This is a genomic window from Thalassolituus sp. UBA6592 (assembly GCF_002433655.1).
GTDB lineage: Bacteria > Pseudomonadota > Gammaproteobacteria > Pseudomonadales > Oceanobacteraceae > Venatoribacter.
Genome location: NZ_DJIO01000079.1, coordinates 1 through 19276 on the forward strand (window position 1 = coordinate 1; position 19276 = coordinate 19276).

At 51.7% G+C, this 19276-nt stretch carries 15 protein-coding genes; 12 read left to right on the top strand and 3 right to left on the bottom strand.

Annotated features, from left to right (window positions below):
- Positions 1–177: 177 nt before the first annotated feature.
- Both B2Z72_RS07855 and B2Z72_RS07860 read left to right on the top strand, forming a co-directional pair.
- Complete coding sequence (locus B2Z72_RS07855; protein WP_296984757.1) at positions 178–1941, top strand: bifunctional diguanylate cyclase/phosphodiesterase; 1764 nt, start codon at positions 178–180, stop codon at positions 1939–1941.
- 139 nt (positions 1942–2080) lie between these two features.
- Positions 2081–3811 carry a GGDEF domain-containing protein gene (locus tag B2Z72_RS07860; protein WP_296984759.1) on the top strand — a complete coding sequence of 577 codons (1731 nt, stop codon included), beginning with the start codon at positions 2081–2083 and terminating at the stop codon, positions 3809–3811.
- Between the two features lie 55 nt (positions 3812–3866).
- Here B2Z72_RS07860 and B2Z72_RS07865 read toward each other — a convergent pair whose 3' ends face one another.
- From B2Z72_RS07865 to B2Z72_RS07875, 3 genes are all read right to left on the bottom strand, one after another.
- A complete protein-coding gene (locus tag B2Z72_RS07865) occupies positions 3867–4622 on the bottom strand; it encodes a fibro-slime domain-containing protein (protein WP_296984761.1) in 756 nt (251 codons plus the stop codon).
- A 103-nt stretch (positions 4623–4725) separates the two neighbouring features.
- Positions 4726–5403, bottom strand: a complete 678-nt coding sequence (locus tag B2Z72_RS07870; protein WP_296984763.1) for an outer membrane beta-barrel domain-containing protein — start codon at positions 5401–5403, stop codon at positions 4726–4728.
- Positions 5373–6143 (bottom strand): SH3 domain-containing protein, encoded by a 771-nt coding sequence (locus tag B2Z72_RS07875; protein WP_296984765.1) that lies wholly within the window; start codon positions 6141–6143, stop codon positions 5373–5375. The genes B2Z72_RS07870 and B2Z72_RS07875 overlap by 31 nt, the downstream gene beginning before the upstream one ends.
- A gap of 287 nt (positions 6144–6430) precedes the next feature.
- Here B2Z72_RS07875 and B2Z72_RS07880 point away from each other — a divergent pair, with 287 nt between their 5' ends.
- The 10 genes from B2Z72_RS07880 to B2Z72_RS07925 all read left to right on the top strand — a co-directional run bounded on the left by B2Z72_RS07880 (position 6431) and on the right by B2Z72_RS07925 (position 19216).
- Complete coding sequence (locus B2Z72_RS07880; protein WP_296984767.1) at positions 6431–6991, top strand: AraC family transcriptional regulator; 561 nt, start codon at positions 6431–6433, stop codon at positions 6989–6991.
- A 5-nt stretch (positions 6992–6996) separates the two neighbouring features.
- Positions 6997–8703: a tetratricopeptide repeat protein gene (locus tag B2Z72_RS07885; RefSeq protein ID WP_296984768.1), complete on the top strand. Its 1707-nt coding sequence runs from the start codon at positions 6997–6999 to the stop codon at positions 8701–8703.
- Positions 8700–11531, top strand: coding sequence for a tetratricopeptide repeat protein (locus tag B2Z72_RS07890; protein ID WP_296984769.1), 2832 nt, complete (start codon positions 8700–8702; stop codon positions 11529–11531). The genes B2Z72_RS07885 and B2Z72_RS07890 overlap by 4 nt, the downstream gene beginning before the upstream one ends.
- A complete protein-coding gene (locus tag B2Z72_RS07895) occupies positions 11518–12279 on the top strand; it encodes a tetratricopeptide repeat protein (RefSeq protein ID WP_296984771.1) in 762 nt (253 codons plus the stop codon). Before B2Z72_RS07890 ends, B2Z72_RS07895 begins: the two co-directional genes overlap by 14 nt.
- Positions 12280–12290: 11 nt before the next feature.
- The gene (locus B2Z72_RS07900) at positions 12291–12584 is read left to right on the top strand and encodes a hypothetical protein (protein WP_296984772.1); all 294 of its coding nucleotides are present in this window, start codon (positions 12291–12293) and stop codon (positions 12582–12584) included.
- Positions 12585–12699: 115 nt separating this feature from the next.
- Positions 12700–13377: a MotA/TolQ/ExbB proton channel family protein gene (locus B2Z72_RS07905; protein WP_296984774.1), complete on the top strand. Its 678-nt coding sequence runs from the start codon at positions 12700–12702 to the stop codon at positions 13375–13377.
- Complete coding sequence (locus tag B2Z72_RS07910; RefSeq protein WP_296984776.1) at positions 13378–13872, top strand: biopolymer transporter ExbD; 495 nt, start codon at positions 13378–13380, stop codon at positions 13870–13872.
- Between the two features lie 6 nt (positions 13873–13878).
- Positions 13879–14412, top strand: coding sequence for an ExbD/TolR family protein (locus B2Z72_RS07915; protein WP_296984778.1), 534 nt, complete (start codon positions 13879–13881; stop codon positions 14410–14412).
- 1 nt (position 14413) lies between these two features.
- On the top strand, positions 14414–15352 hold the full coding sequence (locus tag B2Z72_RS07920; RefSeq protein WP_296984779.1) for an AgmX/PglI C-terminal domain-containing protein: 939 nt from the start codon (positions 14414–14416) through the stop codon (positions 15350–15352).
- A 417-nt stretch (positions 15353–15769) separates the two neighbouring features.
- Positions 15770–19216 carry a hypothetical protein gene (locus tag B2Z72_RS07925; RefSeq protein WP_297004501.1) on the top strand — a complete coding sequence of 1149 codons (3447 nt, stop codon included), beginning with the start codon at positions 15770–15772 and terminating at the stop codon, positions 19214–19216.
- Positions 19217–19276: the final 60 nt, after the last annotated feature.

Here is a 19276-nt window from a genome sequence, read left to right on the forward strand (position 1 = left end):
GCTTAAGTGAACAGCATTGCGGCTTATGCCGGGTTTTTTTATGGCCGGAAAAAACCTGATCAAAAATGCAACAGCCTTGTGCTCATTTCTGATTTCATCCGGCTAACTAATTTTACAATTATCATTTATCATACGCGCCGAACATTTCCGTCCGCCTTATCCGGATTGCGCAATACCATGGCACCGCAACGACTCAGGGACAGCCTGGAAGAACTCATTTGCAAGGAAGCAATCCACACACACTTACAGCCGATTGTCGATCTGAGACACAATCAGCCGGTAGGCTATGAAGCACTGACCCGGGGCAACCCTGGCCATATGCTGCAGCGCCCGGATCTTATGTTTCAGGCTGCCAACCAGTTTGAACGCATTCCCGACCTCGAAGCCCTGTGTATCCGTTATGCAATCGAGCACTTTGCCGGTCGCAGCACCGAAGGCCAGTTGTTTCTCAATATCTGCCCGCAGACGTTGCTGCACTTTTCCGGCACGCTGGATGTGATAACCAAACATCTGGAAGCAGTATCTCTGTCGCCACGCCATGTGGTGCTGGAAATTTCCGAACGCTTCCCGATCGAAAACGCCGACACCTTTATCCAGCTGATTAATGAACTGAAGCAGGTTGGCTACGGCATTGCCATCGACGATCTCGGCAGCGGCTACTCGGGTCTTAAGCTCTGGTCACAGATCCGCCCGGATTATGTAAAAATCGACCGGCATTTTATCGACCGCATCGATCAGGACCCGGTGAAACAGGCCTTTGTTACGTCAGTAGTTCACCTGTGTGAACAGCTGCAGTGTGAAATCATTGCCGAAGGTATTGAGCGCCTGGGCGAAATGAAACTGCTGCGCTCACTGGGCATTCATATCGGTCAGGGCTATCTGCTGGGCAAACCCGCACGGGAGCCTGCGTTTATCATTCCGGATAAAACCGCGCAAAAGAGCAGCCGCTACTGCGAAGGACTGGATGCCCCGGTTATTCACCTGTGTCAGCCTGCGATATGCACGGGTCCGGATGTTACCTTGGGGGAAGCCGAAGCACTCTTTGCCGATAATCCGCAGTTGATGTCAGTACCGGTTTTGCAGGATGATTTCCCATTGGGTGTACTGCACCGCCATCAGTTGCTGGAAGTTTTTGCCAATCACAATGGCCGCACGCTGAATGAATACCGGCCTGTACATGAGCTGATGCAGAAAGATCCTGTTATTGTCGATGGCAGCATGACACTGGAAGCCGTCAGCCGCCTGATGACCGACGATGACAGCTATTACCTGCATCAGCACCTGATCGTTACCCGCGATGGCCACTACGCAGGGCTGGTAAAAACCAAAGATCTGCTGAAGCGCATTACCACTAACCAGATTCAGAAAGCACGTTACGCCAACCCGCTCACTATGCTGCCGGGCAATGTGCTGATTGATGAGCATGTCGAAACATTAATCAGACAACACAAGCCGTTTGATTTGTTGTATGCGGATCTCAATCACTTCAAACCCTTCAATGATCATTATGGCTACCGTCAGGGCGATAACGTTATCCGTTGGATCGGTCAGCTTCTGCAGACACACAGCTCAGAGAAAAACTTTGTCGGTCATGTCGGCGGTGACGACTTTATTGTCGTCAGTCAGGAAGAAGACAGCGGCCGTCTATGTGAGCAGATCTTAACAGCCTTCAGTAAGGGCATTGACGCCTTTCACGACAGTGAGGACTGGTACCGGGGCTATCTCAGCAGCACCGACCACAACGGTAATCTGCTCGAATTTCCGTTGCTGAGCCTGGTGATCGGCGTTGTCCCCTACTCTGTGATCAAAGAAGAAAATCCCCATACCCTGCCGCAGATGGCCGTTCAGGTCAGAAAGGAAGCGAAAAGAGAAGCTGAGAAAAATGGCGGCAATCACTGGCAGGTTCTGAGCATAAACCTCAGGCATTCAGATCTTCACTAATGCCGGCAGCTTTTTATCTGTGCGGATTCAAGGCGAAGCTACACTCCGTCACATAACAGAAAGAGACGTTACCAATCTGTCATAAAACCTTAACCCGGCCACCTTAGCTTTCCTGCTTTTTATTTCGGATTGCACCGTCATGTCGCCACAACTTCTGCAGGACAGTCTGGAAGAGCTCATCAGCAAGGAAGCAATACACACACATCTGCAACCCATCGTCGATTTGAGCCGCAATGAAGTTCTCGGCTTTGAAGCGCTGACCCGTGGCGACCTGACCCATATGCTGCAGCGGCCGGATCTCATGTTTCAGGCAGCCAATCAGTTTGACCTGGTGCCACAACTTGAATCACTCTGTATCCGCACAGCCGTTGCTCATTTTTCCCGCTTCTGCATCAGCGGCCGTCTGTTTCTCAATATCTGCCCACAAACGCTTTTTCATTTTGCCGATACGCTGGATGAACTGACCAGTCACTTGCAGGTTGTTGAGCTGACGCCCAGAGATGTTGTTCTGGAAATTTCCGAACGCTTTCCGATTGAACACGCCGACCGCTTTGTCGAACTGATCAACCGCCTGAAAAAACTGGGATATGGTATCGCAATTGATGATCTGGGCAGTGGCTACTCCGGCCTCAAGCTGTGGTCTCAGATCCGTCCGGACTATGTAAAAATCGACCGGCACTTTATCGACCGGATTGATCAGGACCCGGTTAAGCAGGCCTTCGTGACCTCCGTTGTTCATCTGTGCGATCAACTGAAATGCGAAGTGATCGCTGAAGGGATTGAACGGCTCGGTGAAGTAAAACTGTTGCGCTCACTGGGTATTCATATCGGTCAGGGGTACCTGCTGGGCAAGCCCGCCAGTGAGCCTGGGTTTATCCCCCTCGATGCCAGCCGCAACGACTGCAGTATTCAGGGCCTGGGGCTGGATCTTCCCATCGGTTTTCTCGCGCAACAGACAGACACCATAGCCGCGGAAACACTGCTTAAAGAAGCCGGGAGCCTGTTTAATGACCGTCCACAACTGATGTCGATTCCGGTATTGCATGACAACCGGCCAATCGGCCTGTTACATCAGCGCAAAGTGCTGGAGACCTTTGCCCAGCCATATGGCCGCGCATTATTTGAACGCAAGAAAGTTGACGAACTGATGCAGCGTAATCCGCTGATTGTCGATCGCAGCATGAGCATTGAGTCCGTCAGCCATCTGGTGACGGAAGATGAAGACCATTATTTACGCCAGCACCTGATAGTCACCGACGACGGAAATTACTGCGGCATGGTCAACACCAAAGAATTGCTGCGCCGTATTACCAACAGTCAGATTCAGAAAGCGCGCTACGCCAACCCGCTCACCATGCTGCCGGGTAACGTTCTGATTGATGAGCATATTGACGGCCTGCTGGTCAGGCATAAGCCGTTCTGCCTGATGTACGCAGACCTTAATCACTTCAAGCCCTTTAACGATCATTACGGTTATCGTCAGGGCGATAACGTCATCCGCTGGCTCGGCCAGCTGCTGCAATCCGTCTCTACCGACAGCGTATTTGTCGGTCACGTCGGAGGCGATGATTTTATTCTCGTCAGCGACGAATCTGAAGTTGGTGGACTGTGCGCGGAAGTACTGGCGCTGTTTGAATCCGGTATCGCCGGTTTCCACAAAGAAGAAGACTGGAAAGCAGGCTATATCCGTGGCACCGACCGCAATGGCCGGCCGTCAACGTTTCCGTTGCTGAGTCTTGCCATTGGTGTGGTACCGTCTGAACTCATCATTGATGAAGATGCACAAACGCTGGCCAGACTGGCAGCCGATGCAAAAAAAGTAGCGAAGAAAAACGGCGGCAATCACTGGCAGGTACTGAACAGGTATTAAACCCGATTCAGTACCCCGAAAAGCAGGAAGTCAGTACTGCAGCGTCAAAGGACGGTTACAGACACTCGAGCTCCATAGTGGTTTCAAACTGGAAGTTCGACTGCACAGTATGACGTTCAGCGAAGAACAGATCGAAATCATAAGAGTGGTAAGGCTCGATACCCAGCTCTTCAGCCACAGAATCCAGATCCAGAGTCTTTTCAATCACAGAGTGAATACCACCAACTTCCATGGCTAACTTACCGTTAATAAACAGGTAAAGGTCGTCGTCACCACGGAAGGTAAAGGTATCACCCGGCGCATAGAAGAAGCGCAGATGTGTTTCCAGAGTGAAATGGTAGTTATGATAATTATGTTCATTACCAAAACCTTCACCATCAATCGGGAAGAAAGAGTTATTCGTATACTTCCAGCGCGTATAACCGGCACCGGAACCTTCATTCACCATCGTCAGTGATTTATTGATGGCGATGTTCACGCCCTCAACGTTGCGGTACCACTGATCAAAATATTCTTTGCCATTGGTGGTCAGGGTCGTGCCTTCTTCACCTGGCGCATACACAGGACGACGATCCGGACCGATATCGGTGGCGACGATATTATGATCTTCGCCCATAATCGGGTTTTCAAAATCCGGATGGCTGGAACGGAAGTCGCGGATGACCACCGGGAAAGTTCGGAAGGCTTCGTCTTCCGCCACCACACAGGTGCATTCCTGTTCAAACACAGGGGAAGTCCCGCTGTCCGTTGCCTGAGCAACAGCGGCTGTCAGCACTAACAATGATCCCACTGCCACTTTCAGATTTGACATGACAATCTCCTGCTATCAAATAACGCCGTTCTTAATTAACACCGCAATGTTAGACGAATTCCTGCTTACAGAATGCGACCTGCGTTTACAAAAATTAATATGCTTAAAAGAAAACTGTTAACCCGGTAGCAAATTCAATGTTATGGGTGGTTTTCTTCTTGCTCAGCAGTTCGGTCTCGAACATGTGATCACGGAAATCCATATTCCAGGTCAGCCAGTCCGACAGGATAATGCGGTAACCTGTGCCAAACACCATAGTAAATTGCTCATCACCGGCGAAGGAGGTATTACCAACACCACCAACCAGGTAAAAAGCAGAATTAAATGTTAATTTACTGGTAACAAAGGTTTCACCCGGGAACAGGTTATAACCCACCAGCAGATCGTAATAGCTGTATTTACGGTCACTGTCGGTCAGAATATCCACACCGGAACCGTTAATGGTTTCATAACTGGTGCGACCCGCTTTACTGCGGCCGTAGTTCGCCTGCAGGAAGAAATCTTCCGTGGCATGAAACGACGCTTTAACACCGTATAACGGATGGGTACCGAAATCTTCAATACTGATCATGCCCAGAAAAAAGCCCGCCTCGAACACTTCATTGTCGATTTTTGCTTCTTCGGTTTTACGCGCCTGAACATCCGGCTCAATAATTTTGATCGGATTAATAACGACAGAGCCATCATTGCTGTCTTCTGCCGCTGAAACTGTGACCGGAGCCAATGCAAACCCTGCACCCGCCACACTGATCAGAAGAAGCTGCTGAAACCAATTCGCCATACGTCGTTACCCACTGTGTCGTCATCTACAGAAAATGTCATGCGGCGGTATTCGCCACGCAATACAAAGTTGAAGCCGATGTAATAGTTCACACCACCACCAACCGAATAAAAATCGCCGGTTACTTCGCCGCGTCCCGGCAGGCGGGATTTACGGTTAAAATCCTGGGTGCCGTAGCCCAGCGACAGAAACGGCGAGAAATTCCAGCGGTCGGTCGGTTCTACTAACAGACTGGCCGATTTCATCTCACCTTCGCCGTTATAGGCAAAAAACTTTCCGTACTCGGCTTCCAATCCAAAATACTTATTTAAGCGATAGCCACCCATCACACTGATCTGATCAGAACCATCCTGCGAACCCACGGTGAAACCCACACGGAATTTAGAACGCAGAAAATCGCCCTGACGGGTTTCCGGCAGAGCCACAGGGGTCCCGGTATCTTCCAGCGTACGTGCCAGGCTTTCACGGGTTACCCAACCGGTTTTGCCACGTTTGTCAGCGATCAGATACCAGGTCGTGCGACGACTGACCACGGCAATATCTTCACCCTTTTCAACAACATAGATAACCGGGTAACCACGCCCCGGACCTGTGTGCAATTCCAGATACGGGTCAATTACGCGAACTTCCAGCGCACCCGCGATGTCTTCATCAGACACCACCGGCGCTTCACTCTCCGCCTGTGTAACAGCCGCCGATGTCGCCAGCAGCGTAAACGCCAGCATCAGATGTAATTTCATAGATCCACAATATTAAAAGTTGTGCGATGTTAAAAACTGAAGCGGCATTGTAAAAAATGCAGCATCAGACTGCGCGGCAGTGCTTCACTTTAAGAATGTTAACCCCATCACACTGTGCATTTTCGTGCACTCTGTCGTGTCTGTTTGTCAAAGTGCGTCTCTTTTCTGAGCGTGGCGAATCTGATTTTTTTGAACGGGCACAAGTTTTTCAAGCGCATATCCATAGATAATGGCCGCCTGCGACGCTCTGCCAGAGCAGCATCAGGATATTGGGCGAGGAGACGAATGTGCGCTTTGTATGGTTACTGTCAGTACTGGTTTCACTAAATGCCGTGGCGGCTGACGCCAATCTGGATTTCGGCCAGAAAAATTCCGCCCAGAAGGCGCGTGAAGCAATGAACGAAGTGCAGCGCCTGTCCGGCGATATTCAGACACTGAAAGGCCGGGTTATCGATCTGAACAAAGACCTGCGGGTGATGGAAGAAGCTCTGCTGTTCCCCAGCAACACGCAGTTTTCTGTGTTTGTATCAGTGGAAGGCGGCGCATTCTTCACACTGGAAAGCGTCAAACTGAAAATCGACGACAAGCTGGTTTCATCGCATCTCTATTCCGACAAGCAACGCAACGCGCTGGAGCGTGGTGGTGTTCAGAAGCTGTTTGTTACCAACCTGTCGGAAGGCAAGCATGAAATTACCGCCTTCTTTACCGGTATCGGGCCGAATGGCCGCCCGTACAAGCGCGCCGCTGAGCTGACACTGGAAAAAGGTAAAGGAAGCCAGTTTCTGGAAGTCGCCATCTCCGACGACAGTGCCCGCCAGGAACCTGTTTTCGCTATCAAACAATGGTAAGCCGGATGAACAAGTCTCTGCTTTCGCGTCTGCGCACACCATTCCTGATTGCTCCGCTGGTACTGGCTGCGGCGGCGCCATTACAGGCCGCACAGGTTAAGGATCTGGAATTCGGTGGCATCCTGTTCGACTACTATCAGCAGGAATATTTTTCTGCTCTGGTGCAGTACGAATACGCCGCCAGCAAGAATGCTTTGCAGAATCATGGTGATGAAGCCCGCCTGATGAAAGGTGGCATGGCGCTGTCTTATGGTCTGGCGCAGCAGGCGGAGAAAATCTTTAACGAACTGCTCACCCCGGAAGTCGCTGAGCCTCAGCGCAACCGCGCCTGGTTCTATCTGGCCAAGCTCTATTATCAGAAAGCCGACACAGCCAAAGCCGCTCATGCTCTGGTACAGATCGGCGGCAATGTGCCGGCGGATATCGCCGAAGAATACAACTATCTGGCCACCCTGATTAACATCAGCAACAGCCAGATGGGTGCCGCCAATGCCGGTATCGAACAGCTGGCCGGTAACGACCGTCTGCAGCCCTACCTGATTTACAACTACGCCATCCGCCTGCTGAAAAATGAAGACACTCAGGGCGCCATCGCCAATCTAAGCCGCCTGCTGAACCTTATTCAGCAGAAAGAAAGCAAAGAAATGAAAGCGCTGGCCGATCGTGCCCGCCACGCCCTCGCCCGCCTCTCACTGAATGAACAGAATTACGTTGGCGCCTGGAATTACCTGCAGGGTGTCAGCACCACAGGTCTGTATTCCAACCGCGCCCTGCTCACCTACGCCTGGGCAGCGATCAAAATGGAGCAGTATCCGCAGGCGGTTCCGGCGCTGCAGCTGCTGACCCAGCGTTCGATTTCCATTCCGGAAACTCAGGAAGCCAAAGTCCTGCTGGCTCACGTATTCGAAACTCAGGGCGCAAAACGCAGCGCACTGAAGCAGTATCTGCTGGCAGAGAAAGATTTCAAAGGTGGCCTCGAAGCCATCGAACAGGCACGTAAAGTCATTGCCACTCAGGAAATCCCGCAGGAATTTGTCATCAACCTGGAAGCCATGCTGGATGAATCCGACTGGTACGGCATGCAGCCAACGCTGGATTACAACAAGCTGACACCCTTCCTGACTGAGTTAATGGCATCCAACAACTTTTACTCAGTAATCAAAGAGCTGCGCGACTTATATGGCCTGCGCCGCAATCTTGAGTTCTGGCAGATGCAGGTGCATGAACATGAGCTGATTATCCGTATCCGCCGTGAACAGACCGGCGTCGATCAGCTGATGGCGCAGGTAAAACAAACGCAGAACCAGTTTGAAGAATACCGGGACGGCCTGCAGGAATTAAAACTCATGACCCTGACACTGCCGGAATGGGATCAGGAACGCTTTACCGGTTTATGGGAAAACACCATGAAAGAACTGGGTCTGGTCGAAGACAAAGTCGATCAGGTTGCCAGCATCAAAACCCCTTACCGCCTGAGTTACGACCTGGAAGCACAAAGTAAAGTGCTGGCCAAAGAAGTTAACCAGGAACTGAACAACACCAATCAGCTGATCCGCTCACTGGAGAAAGTGATGCGCTCAGTGATTACTGCAGAACTCGACAAACACGAAGAACGAATCCGGTATTACTGGGCACAGGCACGACTGGGTAAAGCCCGCCTGTACGACAAAGCCCTGAATAATATCGACGACACCAGCACCGGAGCACAATGATGAAATATTATGCCGGCATCAGTTTGAGCCTCGCCATCCTGTTGACAGGTTGCGCCTTTGGCAGTGGCAACACAATTGGCGGTTTAAAAGGTCAGGAAACTCAGGAGAGTGATCTCGACTTTGCCAATATGGATCACGCTCAGGTGCGTGATGAATATAGAGAACTCCTCGATCTGGTGGATGACGACTTTCTGAAAGAACAGATCGAACGCCGTATCGCCGGTGTATCCATGTCAGGTGGTGATCAGGAAATGGCCGCAGGTACCAAGCCAAGCAAAGGCTACTACCGCGATGCCATTAACTCCTACATCGACATTCTGGAAAAATACCCGAACTCACCAGACAACGCTGAAGTTCTGTATCAGCTGTCCAAAGCCTATGAAATGGAAGGCGAACCGAAAAACGCAGAGATCATGCTTAACCGTCTGGTCACCCTGCATCCGGATTATAAAGACATCGCAGAAGCGCATTTCCGCCTCGGCGATATTAACTTTAATAATCAGAATTACCGCGCAGCAGAAGAGCACTATCGCTTCGTAACAACCTCCAGTGCAGACAACCTGAAACTGAATGCCCACTACATGCTGAGCTGGGCACTGTATAAGCGCGCGTTGTTTGATGATGCTCTGGAGTCTTTCGCTTTTGTTCTGGATTCAGTGTTGGATGAACAGGCGACCCGCACCCTGACCAAAGCCGAAAAGCCACTGTTAAAAGACACTCTGCACTCCATCAGTCTGTCGCTGGTCAACGTCGGTGGCGCCAAACAGATTCCGTCAGTGAAAGGCCTGCAAAAAAAGTCTTATATCTGGCAGGTATATGAAAATCTGGGTGGCTACTATCTGGAGAAAAACCGTTACGCCGACAGTGCTGCAACCTATCAGGCCTACATCGACGCCTTTCCGATGGATAAACGCGCACCGGAATTCCATACCCGTTTAATCGCCGCCTACGAAAAAGGCGCTTTCGCCCGTGACGTACTGCTGGCGAAACAGGATTACGTCGCCCGCTACGGCAAAAATACCCGTTACTGGGCTCAGGCCGATGAACCTCTGCGCGCGGATATCACCGCTAACCTGCAGCCCTACCTGATTGAGCTGGCGTCACACTTCCATGCACAGGCGCAAAAACAGAATGAGCTTGCGCAGGAAAAAGAAAAAAGCGATCCGGATCAGTTTAAAACCCTCAGCGGTAAAACCCGTGAGTCTTACGCCAGTGCTACCGGTTACTACGGTGAATACCTGGCCAGCTTCCCACAGGCTGGCGACCGTGCTAAGCAACGTTTCCTGAAAGCCGAAGCGCATTTTGAAGCCGGTCAGTTTTCTCAGGCGGCGGCTGATTATGAAACCGTCAGCTACGACTACAAAGACACTGAATACGGCAACCGTGCCGGCTATGCCGCGATTATCGCCTACCAGAACCGCGTCACTGAGCTGGAAGGAAAAGACAAAGCCAAAGCCGCTGAGCAGGAAAAAGCCGTCGCCAGCATGCTGCGCTTTACCCAGAATTACGATACCGACAAGCGCTCCCCGGCGGTACTGACCAACGCCGCAGAGTACCTGTTCAGTCTTAACCGCTATGATGAAGCCATCGACGTTGCCAACGGCCTGATCACCGGCAACAAAGCGCTGGACAGCGACCTGAAACAAACCGCTTACGGCATCATTGCTCACTCGTATTATCAGCAGAAGCAATATGTGCCGGCTGCCGAGAATTACGACAACCAACGTAAAATTCTCGGACCGAAACATAAAGACTACGTAGCCGTCAGCGAGCGCATGGCAACCTCTGTGTATAAACACGCAGAGGAGCTGATTGCCGCCGGCCAAAAACCTGAAGCTGCTCAGCAACTGCTGCGTATTAAATCCATTGCCCCCAACAGCAAAGTCCGGGTTATTGCTCAGTACGATGCAGCCGTCATTCTGCTGGCGGAAAAACAATGGAAAACCGCCATCGCCGAACTGGAACAACTGCGTACCCTTTATCCACAACACGAGCTGGCCGCTGAATTCCCGCGCAAACTGGCCTACGGCTATGAGCAGGACGGTCAGCTGAAACCTGCGGCAGAAACTTACGAGTACCTGTACAAAAACGATCAGGATGCGGAAGTTAAACGCGACGCCCTGTTTGCCGCCGCCGGTCTGCGGGAAAAACTCGGTGAGCTGAAAACCGCCAACGAATACTACAAAACCTGGGCGCGGGATTACGAACAGCCATTCGATACCCGTATGGAAGCCCGTTATCACGTCGCACTGACTTACGGTCAGATGAACGACGAAGCCCGTAAACTTTACTGGCTGCGCCGTATTGATGAAGGTGATGCTGAAGCAGGCGCACAACGTACCGACCGTTCGCGCTGGCTGGCCGCCTGGGCATCCGTAGAATACGGTGATTACTTCGCCAAAGAATTCAGCAAGCGTCGCCTGACAGCCAGCAACCTCAACACTGCCCTGCCGAAAAAGCAGGAACTGATGCAGGATGCCATCAGCCGTTATGAGAAAGCCGCAGGTTACGGCATGCTGGAATTCACCACCAAGTCGACCTACAAAATCGCCAGCCTGTATCAGGAAATGGCCGGTGATCTGCGCACCATGAAGACACCAGCGGGTCTGTCTGAACAGGATGCCGCCATGTTCGCCAGTCTGGTAGAGCAGCAGGCTGCGCCAATGATTGATCTGGCGGTCTCGGTACATAACAGCAACGTCGAACAGGGCTGGAAAGGCTTCTACAACGAATGGATTGAAAAAAGCTTCCAGGAGTTAGCCGCATTGTCACCAGCACGTTTCAACAAATACGAAGAACAGAAGAGGTATGGCGATGAAATTCGTTAAGCCATCACAGGCTCTGATAGCAGTAGCGATCGCGCTGCTGTCTGGCTGCGCCGCGCAACAGCCAAAAGAAGAGGTTGCACCGGAAGAAGTAAAACTGGTAACGACCCAGCAGTTTCTGCCCCAGCAGAAGTATGATGAACTGGGCAACAAACTGCCCTACGAGCCTCAGGTAAATCCATATCTGGAGCAGACCGGCACCATCAGCAAAGGCTCGGTGCTGTTGTTTATCGAAGCGAAAAAAGCGCTGAAAAAAGAAGACGTTGAAACCGCCAGACAAAAACTGGAAGTCATCACCAAACAGGATCCTGCACTGGCCGGCCCATACGTGATGCTGGGTGACATCAGCGTGGAAGAAAAAGACTACGAAACGGCAGAAAAGAATTATCTGAAAGCCGTCAGCATCAACGCCAAAAATGTAAATGCTTACTTAGGTCTGGGCGAAGTTCAGCGTCGCCTGGGTAAATACAAACTGGCTCAGAACACTTATGAGCAGGCACTGGCAGTCTGGAAAGACTTTCCGGAAGCGCACCTGAACCTGGCCGTGTTGTACGATGTATACCTCAACCTGCCAGCCAAAGCACAGGCGCACTATGAAGCCTACCTGTTTCTGACCGGCAAAAAGAGCGGCAAAGCAGACGAGTGGTATCAGGAAGTGAAAAGCCGTACCGGAATTGAAAAAAGCTTTATCGATCCAGGCTTTACTAAACCGGCAGAAAGCAAACCCGCCGCCGAAAAAGCTGCGGGATAATGGGGGTTAAGATGAAACATCTGATCTGTGCGGCGCTGATTTTGGCGCCTTTGTCAGTTCCTCTGTCAGCCATGGCAGATGAAGACGAACCCATCCGTCTGGAAAGTAAAATTGTCGGCGATAAAGAACAGCCATCGGTCAGTTACTTTGTGCCATGGCAGGACGCCAGCGGCGTAGACCGCCTGTATCAGAACGTTGAAGACCGCTATGACGACAGTTTAGACACAATCGACCGCGATGTGATGCTACGGTCCATGCGCATCTACGATGAAATGAATCTGGAAAATAATCCAGCCCCGCAATAAATCCCCGAATAAGTATCCGTTCACAGAATAAAGCTGCCGAAAAACATAAAGTACCCATCAACGATATGTCCGCCCTTTCCGGGGCGGCTGGCAGCAACTTTTTGAGAGCAAGAAAATGGGCGATATTTACAGCATCGTGGTCAACTTCCTGAAAGAAGGTGGCCTGTTCATGTATCCGATTTCGATCGTACTGGTACTGGGTCTGGCAATTGCCATTGAGCGCTGGGTGTTCCTCAAGCGTGAAAAAGGCCGCAACGAAAAAACCTTCGAAGATTTCCTGCCGCTGCTGCGGACCAACGATCACGAAAAGATGACTCTGTTCACCCGTGACCATACCGCGGCGATTTCCCGCATCATTGGCTGCGGTCTGGATATGATGAAAATCACCAAACAGCGTGCCGACATTGAACAGGCAATGAACGAAGGCGTAATGGAAGTGCTGCCACGTTTGGAAAACCGCGCCAACTACCTGGCGATGCTGGCCAACGTTGCCACCCTGCTCGGTCTGCTTGGTACCATTATCGGTCTGATCGCAGCATTTGCCGCGGTTGCCAACGCTGACCCGGCGGATAAATCCGCCCTGCTGTCACAATCAATTTCGGTGGCGATGAACACCACAGCCTTCGGTCTGATTGCTGCGATCCCGCTGCTGATTGCCAGTGCCATCATCAACAACAAAATCAACGCCATCATCGCCAGCATTGAAATGGGCGCGATGAAATTCCTCAACGTGATGACGCTGAACCGCGCCGTTGAAGCCGGTTATCCGAAAGACGACCGCAAGGATTCGTAAATGTCTTCCTTCAAGATGAAGCGCCGCGTAACGGAAGAGAAAGATATTGATATCACTTCCTTTATGAATCTGATGATCGTACTGGTGCCAGTTCTGTTGCTCAGTCTCACCTTTACCAAAGTACGGGTGCTGGACATCAACCTGCCGGAACTCAGTGGCGGTCAGTCAGCGGCGGAACTCAGTCAGTCGCAGTTGGATATTCACGTGGATAATCAGGGCTTTGCCGTGTACTTCCCGACCAACAAGCTGCTGAAAAAGATTCCGAAAACAGAAGACGGTGGTTACGACTTCCGTGAACTGTCGCTGGTCATGCGCGCACTGAAGGACAAAGTCGCCGACAAAAAAGACGCAACGATCGTTGCTGCCAAGTATGTGAACTATCAGACCCTGATTTCCACCATGGATACAGTGAAGTCTTTCAAAACCACAGCGGCGGCCGATCTGGTAGAAGTTGAATTGTTCCCGGAGATTTCTCTCGGGGATAAAAAACGGTAAATAATTATGGCATCTGAAGGTTTTATTCAGAGAAGAACCAGTAAAGCAGCGAGTCTTAACCTGACCTCGCTGATGGATATTTTTACTATCCTGGTATTCTTCCTGCTGATGAATACCGGTGATACGCAGGAACTGGCCAAAGCCAACTTTGTGAAGTTGCCGGATTCCAACGCCGACGGCGCCCTGCACGGGGAGCTGGTGATTAATGTCGGCGAAGAGTTTATCAACATTGATAACGAAGACATCGTCGCCGTCAAAGATGTGAATACTCAGTCCGGCAAAGTCAATGAAGCGCTGAGCGAGCGCCTGCAACTGTTCGCAACCGAAAGTGGTGAACTGACCGAAGCGGAAGAAAAACTGGGCCGTGCGGTGACCATCATGGGAGACCGTGAGGTTCCCTACGATCTGTTAAAAGCGGTGATGACCACCTGTGCTGCCAACGGCTTCCGCGATGTATCACTGGCAATTAATCAGGTCGCTGCGGATTCCCTGCTGGGCAGTGTGGATGCCGGAGCACCTGCTGTGGATGGAGGTCAGTAATATGTCTGTCGCTGCTAATCCACAGCACTTTATGGCCCTGGATCTCGCGCTCCCATGGAACGTGAACCAGAACAATAACCAGCGCTTCACCAAAGCCCTGAAGATTCTCGCCGGCATCCTGCTGTTGCTGTTTATTGCTGTGCCCTTTTTGCCCAGCTGGGATGTGGAATTCGGTCAGGTGGAATACAAGCCAACCGTAAAAGCCAAAGTCATGCTGGAAGTACCGGAGCTGCCGGAGCCGGCCAAGCCGGTGGTTGAAGAAGAAATTCCGCCACCACCGCCACCGCCGAAACCCAAGCCTAAAGAGCCGGTAAAACAGGCGGCCGAAAAGCCGGCACCCAAAACCGGTGGCCAGGCACCGCAGCAGGCATTTGCTGCACTTAACTCGCTGAACACACTGAGTAAAAAAGTGGATGTCAGCCGCCTGCAGAATAAAAACCTGTCGGTGACAGGTGGTGAAGTTAAGGCCAACACCAAATCCCGTCTGGGTGAGGAAAGCCTGAACGCCAGCAACGGTCTGAAAAACGCTGATATCGATATGGCAGTAAAAGGCGCAGCGCTGGGCGCACATAAAGGTGTCGCCGTGGATACGCCGATCGAATACCTCGACCTGCCCAATGAAAACGGTGAATACGTAGAAGGTGCTGCCGGGCGACGGGATATGGAAAGTATCCGCCGCACCATTGAGAACGCCAAAGGCTCGGTGTATGCCATGTACGCCAAGGCGCTGCGTGATCACCCGGATCTGAACGGTAAATTTGTCTTTGAACTGGTGGTCGAACCGGATGGCAGTGTCACCCGGCTGAAGCTGATCAAAAGCGATCTGAACATGCCCGATCTGGAGAAACAGATGCTCGGCCGTATTCAGGCGATTAACTTCGGAGCAGAAAGTGTGGCACCAACACGCGTGCAGTACACCTTCGTGATGATTCCAAGTTAAGAAAATCCGGGAGATATTCTGCGCTTATCAGAATATTTCCCGGCAATTTAAATCCAAGAACAATCTGAATTCAGGCAATTAAAAGTAAAATTCCCAACGAATTTTATCGGTTATCAGGCGAGTCAGTCCGGGCTACGCAAACATAGCTTATCAATTGCATAAGCTGCGCATTTTTCTGTTACAAAACGCCCGGTTCCGCAGTGCATAAATTGCATTTCAGCCACCTCACGCAATAACCGTAAAAATCGCTGAAGACCCCGTCATTGCTGGGTTCCTTCAATAAATAAGCACTGGTTCACAATATTGAAATCTGCCCCACCAGTGACTTTTACTTTGTGAACGACATCCCTCTTTTCTCACAACAAAATGACACAATTACGTTACCCACTGTGTCTGCATTAATCAGGGTAACGGGATATGAAATTACTTAAGCAAAAACTACTCTACACAGGAATTCTGGCCGGCAGCCTTATGCTGGCAGGTTGTGGCGCCGACGTCAGCGTTGACTCCTCAGAGAATACTGACTCATCACTGACCGAAGACGTACCCTTTGCGTACGTGTCGCGCAGCCTTGACGGTTCAACGACCTCTGGCCTGAGCTATCAGGGTGGAGCTAAGCTGCTGGTACGTGACCGCGTATCATCAAGTGCCGGTGATACTGAAGTCCTGGCCAATGCCATCGGCAGCGCTGATTACGACGTGCGTGATCTGAACGTATCTCCCGACGGCAAGCGCATGGTTTTCTCTGCCCGCACAGCAAACAGTACCTGGAGCGTTTACCAGTACATTTTTGCTAACGGCACAGTCGCTCCCCTGATTAAAGACACTGAAACTGCAGAAGCGGGCCATGACACCAGCCCGGTTTACACTGTGGACGGCGATATTGTTTTTGCGTCAACCCGTCCGCAAGGCAGCAACGAAAATGCGAATTCCGTTCTCTACCGCGCCAGTGCAGATGGCAGCACGCTGGAACAACTGACCGACAGCGAGTTCAGTGATTCCGATCCGGCTGCCCTGGCCGATGGTGGTCTGGTATTTATCCGTACCGTCACCACAGACACAGCAAAACGTTTTGAACTCACTTACCTGAATATGGAAACCCACGCGGTTGACGTACTGGCAACCACGGAAGTTACTGGTGAAGGTGCCTCAACGCTTGAACTGATGAACATGGTTCAGGACACCGACGGCCGTCTGCAACTGCTGGTATCCAGTAAGAAGCAGCCTCTGCGCGGTGGTGATATTGTTGTACTGACCGAAAGCCAGAGCATCCAAATTCAATCCAGTGATGGTGAAGTAGCCAACCGCATGGTTACCCAATCCAACACTGGCGGTAACGTTACCGTTTTCGCAGATAATATTTCCGAAGCGGGCTGGTACAGCGCTTTCTCTCCTTACCGCGATGGTTCCGGCCGCATGCTGGTCAGCTGGACTCAGTGTCTGAGCAAAGAGAACTCACTGACCGTACCTTGTAAAACAGACTCTGCACTGGAAACAGTTCAGGCACGTTATGGTATCTGGGCATACGACCCAGCCGCCGGTACACGCCAGCCAGTTATTGGCGGTAAAGCCGACGTTGTTTATACCGACGTAGCGATTGCTTACCCATACAGCCTGACCAACCTGATCATCGATGAAGCGGATGAAAATGCCGACGATCCAACCGAATATCCGGTTGATGAAGATGACGACGATGATCAGTCCAATCCTGTAGATCCAACGGATCCTACGGACCCGACTGATCCAACCGATCCAACCGATCCAACAGATCCGACCGATCCGACTGATCCAACAGATCCAACAGATCCAACAGATCCAACAGATCCGACCGATCCAACAGATCCGACTGATCCAACAGATCCAACAGATCCAACAGATCCAACAGATCCAACAGATCCAACGGACCCAACTGATCCTACCGATCCTACAGATCCAACGGACCCGACTGATCCTACAGATCCAACGGACCCGACTGATCCAACGGACCCGACTGATCCTACAGATCCGACCGATCCGACTGATCCGACTGATCCAACAGATCCGACTGATCCAACAGATCCGACCGATCCGACCGATCCGACCGATCCGACTGATCCGACTGATCCGACTGATCCGACTGATCCGACTGATCCGACTGATCCGACTGATCCAACAGATCCGACCGATCCTACTGATCCAACGGACCCGACTGATCCTACGGACCCGACCGATCCAACAGATCCGACAGATCCGACAGATCCAACTGATCCTACGGACCCGACCGATCCGACCGATCCGACAGATCCGACAGATCCAACCGATCCTACGGACCCAACTGATCCTGGTGACCTGGATACTCCGACTGCCGGTTCCTGTTACTCAGGTCAGGGCTATTGGAAGAACCACAACATCTACGCCGACGTTGCGTCCCAGACCTTCGCCTGGCCGGAAGTGGTTAGCGGCAGCCTGAGTGAAGACCTGCCTATGTGTGGCAGCACCTGGCTGAACAATCTGAACACCGAAGTTCTGGGTGATGCGGTTTATATTCTGTCGCACCAGTGGATTGCAGCAAAACTGAACGTTGCTAACGGTGCGCCAGTCAGCGATACCATCGCTGCGGCACTGGCAGACGGTGAAGCTCTGCTTGCCTCCTGCAGCATCAGTTCTGCTGATCGTCAGCAAGCCGTTGATATCGCCAGCCTGCTGGATGATTACAACAACAGCGAAGACTGCTCGTACACTGAACCAGAGCCAGATACTTCTGCAGACTATGCGACCGTTAATATCCGCAGCGTCTACGAATATCAGGGCAGCGACATGACTGCAGCCAACGGTGGTATCAGCGCCATGCGTGATCCTTCACTGAATCCGATGGATCAGCGCAGCGAACGCTTCATCCGTGTACTGACTGCAGACAAAGCGCTGATTGGTTACGCTGATATTCAGCCAGATGGTTCCGCTCTGTTTAAAGTACCGGCGAATACCGACTTCACTCTGGAAGTGGTCAACGCCAACCTGAAAGCAGTGGCGAGCAAAAATGCTGACTACAACTATCTGCAGGCAGTGGGTAGTCAAACCTACAACCTGGAGATTGGTGAAACACTGAACTACCAGTCTGGTTCAACTGTTAACCCGGGTGCGGACTCGGCAGGCAGCGCATTTGCCAATACCGATCCTGAGCTGACCGCAACTACTGCCGGCCAGACCATGGCTGAAGTGCTGGCGGATAACACCAGCGGTGCAGTTGCTGTCAGCACAGATGTTCACTACAGCGATGTATGGAGCGTGGGTTACGGTTCAGCCGATATAGACTACAGCTACAGCAACCTGAGCACCCCGGCACCAGCCAGCAGCGCCTGCCTGAATGACTGGAGCGCGGACTGCACTGCCGATATCAGCTACCTGGAAAACATCCAGCCGATCTGGGAAATGGCAGGTCGTGATGGTGAAGGCCGCAGCTGTGCAGCGTGCCACGATAACTCAGGCGCAACCGGACTCGACCTGACCTGGGATGGCGTTGCCACTACCCCGGCCGAGGTTAAATCCTACAGCGAACTGCTGAGTGCCCGTGCTACCTACATGTACCTGGCCAACAGCTTCGAAACCGTCAACGCCAGCCACTGTGCAACCTACCAGGAACTGCCATTGGCCAGCCAGCCAGCGAACGACTGCTTTACCTGTTACTCGCGGGTACTGATGTCCGTGGACGGTGCTCTGGAATCCGCCAACTTCTTCGAAGTATTTGCGGATGGCGATGCGGATGACGATGCCTACATCTTCACCGCAGACGAAGAAGCCCTGAGCTACGACCACAGCGGCATGCTCAGCAAAGACGAACTGCGCATGATCAGCGAATGGCTGGACAAAGGTGCACCTCTTAACTGAGAGCGCATCTGATAATTGGAAATAAAAAACCCGGCAATGCCGCAATGCTGTTCACTTAAG

Coding starts and splice junctions, on each gene's coding strand:
- B2Z72_RS07855 (WP_296984757.1), top strand. CDS start 178: ATGGCACCGCAACGACTCAGGGACAGCCTGGAAGAACTCATTTGCAAG.
- B2Z72_RS07925 (WP_297004501.1), top strand. CDS start 15,770: ATGAAATTACTTAAGCAAAAACTACTCTACACAGGAATTCTGGCCGGC.
- B2Z72_RS07875 (WP_296984765.1), bottom strand. CDS start 6,143: ATGAAATTACATCTGATGCTGGCGTTTACGCTGCTGGCGACATCGGCG.
- B2Z72_RS07890 (WP_296984769.1), top strand. CDS start 8,700: ATGATGAAATATTATGCCGGCATCAGTTTGAGCCTCGCCATCCTGTTG.
- B2Z72_RS07885 (WP_296984768.1), top strand. CDS start 6,997: ATGAACAAGTCTCTGCTTTCGCGTCTGCGCACACCATTCCTGATTGCT.
- B2Z72_RS07870 (WP_296984763.1), bottom strand. CDS start 5,403: ATGGCGAATTGGTTTCAGCAGCTTCTTCTGATCAGTGTGGCGGGTGCA.
- B2Z72_RS07900 (WP_296984772.1), top strand. CDS start 12,291: ATGAAACATCTGATCTGTGCGGCGCTGATTTTGGCGCCTTTGTCAGTT.
- B2Z72_RS07895 (WP_296984771.1), top strand. CDS start 11,518: ATGAAATTCGTTAAGCCATCACAGGCTCTGATAGCAGTAGCGATCGCG.
- B2Z72_RS07915 (WP_296984778.1), top strand. CDS start 13,879: ATGGCATCTGAAGGTTTTATTCAGAGAAGAACCAGTAAAGCAGCGAGT.
- B2Z72_RS07920 (WP_296984779.1), top strand. CDS start 14,414: ATGTCTGTCGCTGCTAATCCACAGCACTTTATGGCCCTGGATCTCGCG.
- B2Z72_RS07860 (WP_296984759.1), top strand. CDS start 2,081: ATGTCGCCACAACTTCTGCAGGACAGTCTGGAAGAGCTCATCAGCAAG.
- B2Z72_RS07905 (WP_296984774.1), top strand. CDS start 12,700: ATGGGCGATATTTACAGCATCGTGGTCAACTTCCTGAAAGAAGGTGGC.
- B2Z72_RS07910 (WP_296984776.1), top strand. CDS start 13,378: ATGTCTTCCTTCAAGATGAAGCGCCGCGTAACGGAAGAGAAAGATATT.
- B2Z72_RS07865 (WP_296984761.1), bottom strand. CDS start 4,622: ATGTCAAATCTGAAAGTGGCAGTGGGATCATTGTTAGTGCTGACAGCC.